Annotated in this window: 7 protein-coding genes; 1 reads left to right on the forward strand and 6 read right to left on the reverse strand. The window is 29.4% G+C overall.

Annotated features, from left to right (window positions below; genetic code table 11):
- A partial coding sequence (locus tag VK071_11160; protein HLR35868.1) for an aminopeptidase occupies nucleotides 1–373 on the reverse strand: 373 nt, incomplete at its 3' end.
- Nucleotides 374–701: 328 nt separating this feature from the next.
- On the opposite strand from VK071_11160, the gene VK071_11165 reads away from it, so the two are divergent.
- The gene (locus tag VK071_11165; GenBank protein HLR35869.1) at nucleotides 702–1,025 is read left to right on the forward strand and encodes a helix-turn-helix transcriptional regulator; all 324 of its coding nucleotides are present in this window, start codon (nucleotides 702–704) and stop codon (nucleotides 1,023–1,025) included.
- A 79-nt stretch (nucleotides 1,026–1,104) separates the two neighbouring features.
- On the opposite strand, the gene VK071_11170 is transcribed toward VK071_11165, so the two are convergent.
- The 5 genes from VK071_11170 to VK071_11190 all read right to left on the reverse strand — a co-directional run.
- Nucleotides 1,105–1,692 carry a GrpB family protein gene (locus VK071_11170; protein HLR35870.1) on the reverse strand — a complete coding sequence of 196 codons (588 nt, stop codon included), beginning with the start codon at nucleotides 1,690–1,692 and terminating at the stop codon, nucleotides 1,105–1,107.
- A gap of 241 nt (nucleotides 1,693–1,933) precedes the next feature.
- Nucleotides 1,934–2,314 (reverse strand): YjdF family protein, encoded by a 381-nt coding sequence (locus tag VK071_11175; GenBank protein ID HLR35871.1) that lies wholly within the window; start codon nucleotides 2,312–2,314, stop codon nucleotides 1,934–1,936.
- 167 nt (nucleotides 2,315–2,481) lie between these two features.
- The gene (locus VK071_11180) at nucleotides 2,482–3,651 is read right to left on the reverse strand and encodes a hypothetical protein (protein ID HLR35872.1); all 1,170 of its coding nucleotides are present in this window, start codon (nucleotides 3,649–3,651) and stop codon (nucleotides 2,482–2,484) included.
- Nucleotides 3,652–4,062: 411 nt separating this feature from the next.
- Nucleotides 4,063–5,189, reverse strand: a protein-coding gene (locus VK071_11185; GenBank protein HLR35873.1) for an IS3 family transposase whose coding sequence is annotated in 2 segments (ribosomal slippage) — nucleotides 4,063–4,919 and nucleotides 4,919–5,189 — 1,128 coding nt in all. Because the reading frame shifts where the segments join, the coding sequence is not laid out codon by codon here.
- Nucleotides 5,150–5,381 (reverse strand): hypothetical protein (locus VK071_11190; protein HLR35874.1); only part of this gene is annotated, 232 nt, incomplete at its 5' end. The genes VK071_11185 and VK071_11190, both read right to left, overlap by 40 nt.

The following is a 5,381-nucleotide window of genomic DNA, read 5'->3' on the forward strand; positions in this document are numbered from 1 at the left end:
TACAATGTAGTGGATAATTATAGAGTTTTAAATAGGAGCATATTTTCTTAATAGGTACATCACTTAGTTCACATTTATTGTTTACACCTTCTATACCTATATATGCATCCATTTGATCCATCCTGTCACATTCAATCTTTGCCATACGCTCTATTTGTTCTTCAGTTCCATTTAATAAAAGTTTTCTAAGGATTTTATTTGATTTTACACTTAAAAATGCATTCCCTCCTACATTATGTACCTCTTCTATAAGCGTATTAACTAGTTCGTCCCCTCCATCAAAGGTCTCTATTAAAATATTTTCTCCTTTTTCTAATTCAACTGAATAATTAATTAGATGTTTTGCTAATTTAGCAACTTTTTTACTATCCATTTTTTCTCCTTTCTCATTAACTATCTTAAACCGCATCGTCCAAATGTTTAACTAAAAATTAGTCTATTTTTTCCTATTAAACTCACCCCTTTCCCTCTAAAAGTAATTATTAAAAAATATAATTGTATATATCATTTATCAGTATAAAATTTAAAAGAAACATTTGATTATATATTCTGAATCATCTTTCTACTTTAGATTTTATTCTATTTTAGAATATTTGTCAAGTATTTTATTCGATATTAGAAACACCATTGTTATATAAACCTTATAATTATAGAATAAAATTACAATAATTATTCCATTATAGAATGTTAGGAGAATAAAAATGGACGTTGGAAAAAGAATTAGACAATTAAGAGATAAGCATAATATGACCACTAGTGAATTAGCAGACTACTGTAATGTTTCCCAACCTGTAATAAGTAAATTAGAGAATGGGCACAGAATACCCGATGTCCCTACTATTCAAAAAATATGTGATGTCTTCGGTATAACCCTAGCTGATTTTTTTGCATCAGAAGATTCTTCTACGACTGTTGAAGATGGCTTAAAAGAGCTCTTAGACAGTGCAAAAGAATTAAATACTAAACAAATTAAAAGTCTTTCAAATTTTCTTAAAACTATCACCGAGGAAAATAAGAAAAAATAAACGCTTTACTAAAATAAAAAAGGCTGTTTCATAACTAATTGATTAGTTATGAAATAGCCTTTTTTATTTTAAGGAAACTTTAATTCTCCGGATTATATCTACCTTCAAATTCTTCTCTTGCTTTCTCTGTGTATTTCTTAATAAAATGTGTCTTTGCCTCAGTATATCCATCACGATTATTCTCATACTTTTGTAACAAACTTAACTTAAACTTCTCATACTCCTTAGCAATATTGTTATGCACTAAAAGATAATCCCTGAAATAAAGCTCGTCCCAGTCATCAAAATATCGAACATGAAGATGATATACCTTTTCAGCAAATCCATCAGGTGTATACCCCTTGTTAAGTACAATTCCTTCATTTCCCTTATTTCCTTCATGCATTAGTATCCATCCATTATCTATAAGAATAATTTTTATCTGTTCCATGTCTAAATTTCTATCAACCTCCATTAGAATATCCACAATCGGTTTTGCAATCAAGCCACTTATTGCACTACTTCCAATATGGTTAATTCGCTTAATATTTTCTAAGCCTACACATTTTATGATGTTTTCTTTCTCCAGTTCATACCACTTGATATAATCTGGATTATGGTCTTTTAGAATAATAGGAAATAAAATCCATAACTCTGCTAAAGTCATTTCCGATAATTGTTTTTTCACTGATACATCCCCTTACCATACTTCATTATGTGAATTATCTAAATTCTTCAATTAGATCTGTTTCACTCTCGATTAATAGTTAAAATTTAATTCTAAGTCCTAAACTAAAAACTATTCTAACAATCATTAATGTTTTTTAATACCCCAGCTCTTAGTTTATATCAATCACCTTATACCTAATAAAGCTAATTACCTTTCAAAATTTATCTATCTCGGTGTTTCGCCTTTTTCTTTTGCTGCCTTAATTCAAGCTGAATTTTCTTTTCCTCTTCTTTCTTCTCTTACTTACAGCCTTTCTCTCTAGTTTATTTTGTTCATGTTGCAATTTTAATGCCTGTTGAGATTTCGTTCCTATGCCTTTACTTTTTAATTGTTTATTAATTTCTCTTTGCATCCTTTTAAGATTTATTTTTGTATTAGCCTTAGTATTATCTTCAACAGCTAGACGAAATCTTAAATATCTCCAATTTTCAAGAATAAAGCTATAAACCTCATAATCCTTTGGTTCTAATCCAAAAGTAATCTTGCTAACTTCTAATTTCCCATCAGATACACGTTCATATATCCCTATCCAAAATTGTCCATTAAAATAGACTGTTAATGTTAGTGCTACTTTGTTCATATTAATTCCTCTCTAATATAATATAAACAAAGAATGGACAACCAAGGAGGCAGATTAATAATAGCAATATGCTACGCCTGTACTACCAACCAGACCGTGTTTTTACCTTTGTAATTATAATTTTATATTTATTAACTTTATAAATCAAATTAGAAGATCTCTAAGTTCTAACCAATTTCTTTATTTCCTAGAAGATAACAAATAGGATAGTCCATAAATATTTCCCTTTCCTCCTTATCCATTTTATTGATTAAATCCCTTGCTTGTTCCTTTTCATCTAATAAAATAGAAATTCCTGCTAACATTTCTATATTGTCTTTACATATGCCCCTCATATGCATTATTTTATCAATATCAATATTATCCAATCTACCTATCCTGTATTTAACTTGGGCTAGATTTAAAAAAGTATAATCTTCCTTACTTTGTTCATAAAGCCACCTAGATAGGTTTTCTATTAAATATCTTAGTTCGGTTTGTTGAGCACTACATTCATCATAGGCCTTAATGGCCTCTAATAAAAATGTATTTACATATCCAATATTTTTATTTTCGCTATGATTTCTTTTTATATCATTTATAATCTTCTGTAAATTAATATTATCTGCTAATAATCCTTCTTTACCCAGAACCAAAAATTGACTCATGGGTATGTGTTCCGTTGTTTCAGTTAAAACATAAGTAACATCCCAAGTATTTGCAAAAAAATCTTTAAGTTTATAACAACCTTCCTCCATGTCTTCTTCCACCATTAATAAAATAGCAATGTTAGCTATTTTCATCTTCAATATACGTGATTCTGATAAGTCAATATTATATTTACTAATAGGTGGATTCTCTTCCATAACTATCGATAGCTTAATATCATCTCCATCTGTAAGAATATCAAGATTTAAGCCTGCTTTTACACCATAGTATTCTAGACGCTGTTTTAAAAGCTTTAAATTATTAATCTTTTCATAAAGATCCTCTTCGTGTTCAAAGTTAAAATTTTCAAATGGAATTCTAGATTTATCTATAGAGAATTCCTTATGTTTTGTCATGTCCCTAATAAAACATAAATCACGTATTCTTTCATTCAGGGTTCCAATGAAGTCAACTTTTATATTGAAATAATGATATTCAGTACTCCCAAAATTAGGTATAGAAATTCGAACTGCTTTGCCGCATCTTATGCTAGGAATCCCATTTTCCCACTGTATATATGCATCACTATAGTAAACTTGTCCTTTAATAGATATTTCCAATTTATGCTGTATATTTACTATTGCATTACTAACTCTCTCAATTGGTATTGGGTTACCTATTCCTTTTGGTTTGGCATATATAGATATCACGTGTTGTCAATTCCTTAAATGATATTGACCCTTTAGGTTCAACTGTGCTATAGCTAAATTTAAACTCCTTAATTTCATTTTGTATCTTTTCTATGTCATCCATATATAAAAATTGAGACATTAAAGTACCTTGTTGTTTTTTTCTGTTTTGTACAAAATCCAGGAATATATCTGCTAGTTTTCTCTCTTCTAATGGTAAAGATTGATATGTCAACACTTTTTTGGACATATTTTTACCGAACAATTTATATAAATCCCTATGAATTTATTTGCAATTCTAAGATTATTTATTTGCTCCAGTCAAGGGTAAATAAACTCGCTATCGCTCGCCCTTGACAGGATCAAAAAATAATCTTTTTATATAGATGCAAATTCACAGGAAATTTTATTCCTTGAATCCCTTAGGACTAATTATTTGGCCCCTAATTGTTTTTCCTTATATCCCTTTGGTGTTAAATAGTCTAATAATCCATGTAATCCATGATTATTATACCAATTAATATAATCCATTAGTTCAAGTTCTAACTCCTCTAGAGTATTGAATTTCTTACCCTTTATGCACTCAACTTTTAATATATTATTGAAACTTTCAGCTGGTGAATTATCATATGGACAACCCTTGGAACTTAATGATCTCCTAATTCCAAAAGTAGAAATTGTTTCATCTATTAATTTATTTTTAAATTCGTTGCCCCTATTAGTGTGAAATATTTCTATTTCAGATAAGGGGTATTTACAGCTAAGGAATGCCTGGTATACAAGTTCTGCATCTCTATTTTCCCCAACAGAATATCCTATAACCTCTTTATTGTGTAAATCTAACAAGGTACATGCATAGCACCATTTATTATTAACCCTTATATAGGTCAGATCGCTTACTACTACTTCTAATGTTTCCCTATCATCAAATTCCCTATTTACCACATTTTCTATTTTATCTTCATTACATTTACTTTTCCCCACCTTATATTGTGCCACAGTGTAATTAGATACTAGGGAATATTTTTTCATGATATTGCCTATTTTCCGTCTAGAGGCAACAATTCCCCTACGTTGTAATTCCTTTTTTATTTTTCTAGTTCCATAATTATTTCTACTTTCCCTAAAAATTTTAATAATTTCATTTTCTAATTTAACTTCTTCTTCAGAAACCTTATTATCTTCCTGCCTTTTACCTAGATGATAATATACAAGGCTTCTTGGAACCTTAAGAAGCTTACACATTGCGCTAATACTATATTTATCCCTATTGGAGATAACTAGGTCTATTTTCTGCCTAGTATTAACGCTGCCTGCTTTAAAATATCATTTTCCATTTCTAATTGCTTTACTTTTTTTCTTAGCTCAATTAACTCTTTTTCCTCTTCAGTTCTATTATCATCAATTTTAAATGAACCTGAATCATTATATCTTTCTACCCATGTTTTTATAGTTGATTTTGCAATCCCATATTCTCTGTTAATGTCTGCCAAAGACTTGCCATTATTATATAGAGCTACTATTTGCTTTTTAAATCCTTCCTCATAGTGTTTAGCCATTTAAATTCCTCCCAAATATTTATATTTTTATTATACCATTGTTCAGAATTTAATTGTCCTCGTATAATATAGTTACAGTTTAAATACTGTAACTTCTTTTCAATCTCACTTTCTCGTGAGATAATAATTGTACAGATAGGGGTCGTAGTAACTGTCCTTGAAGCATTGTCTTCCTTAAATAGACTTACGCCT

This window comes from Tissierellales bacterium, from assembly GCA_035301805.1.
In the GTDB taxonomy this organism is placed as follows: domain Bacteria; phylum Bacillota; class Clostridia; order Tissierellales; family DATGTQ01; genus DATGTQ01.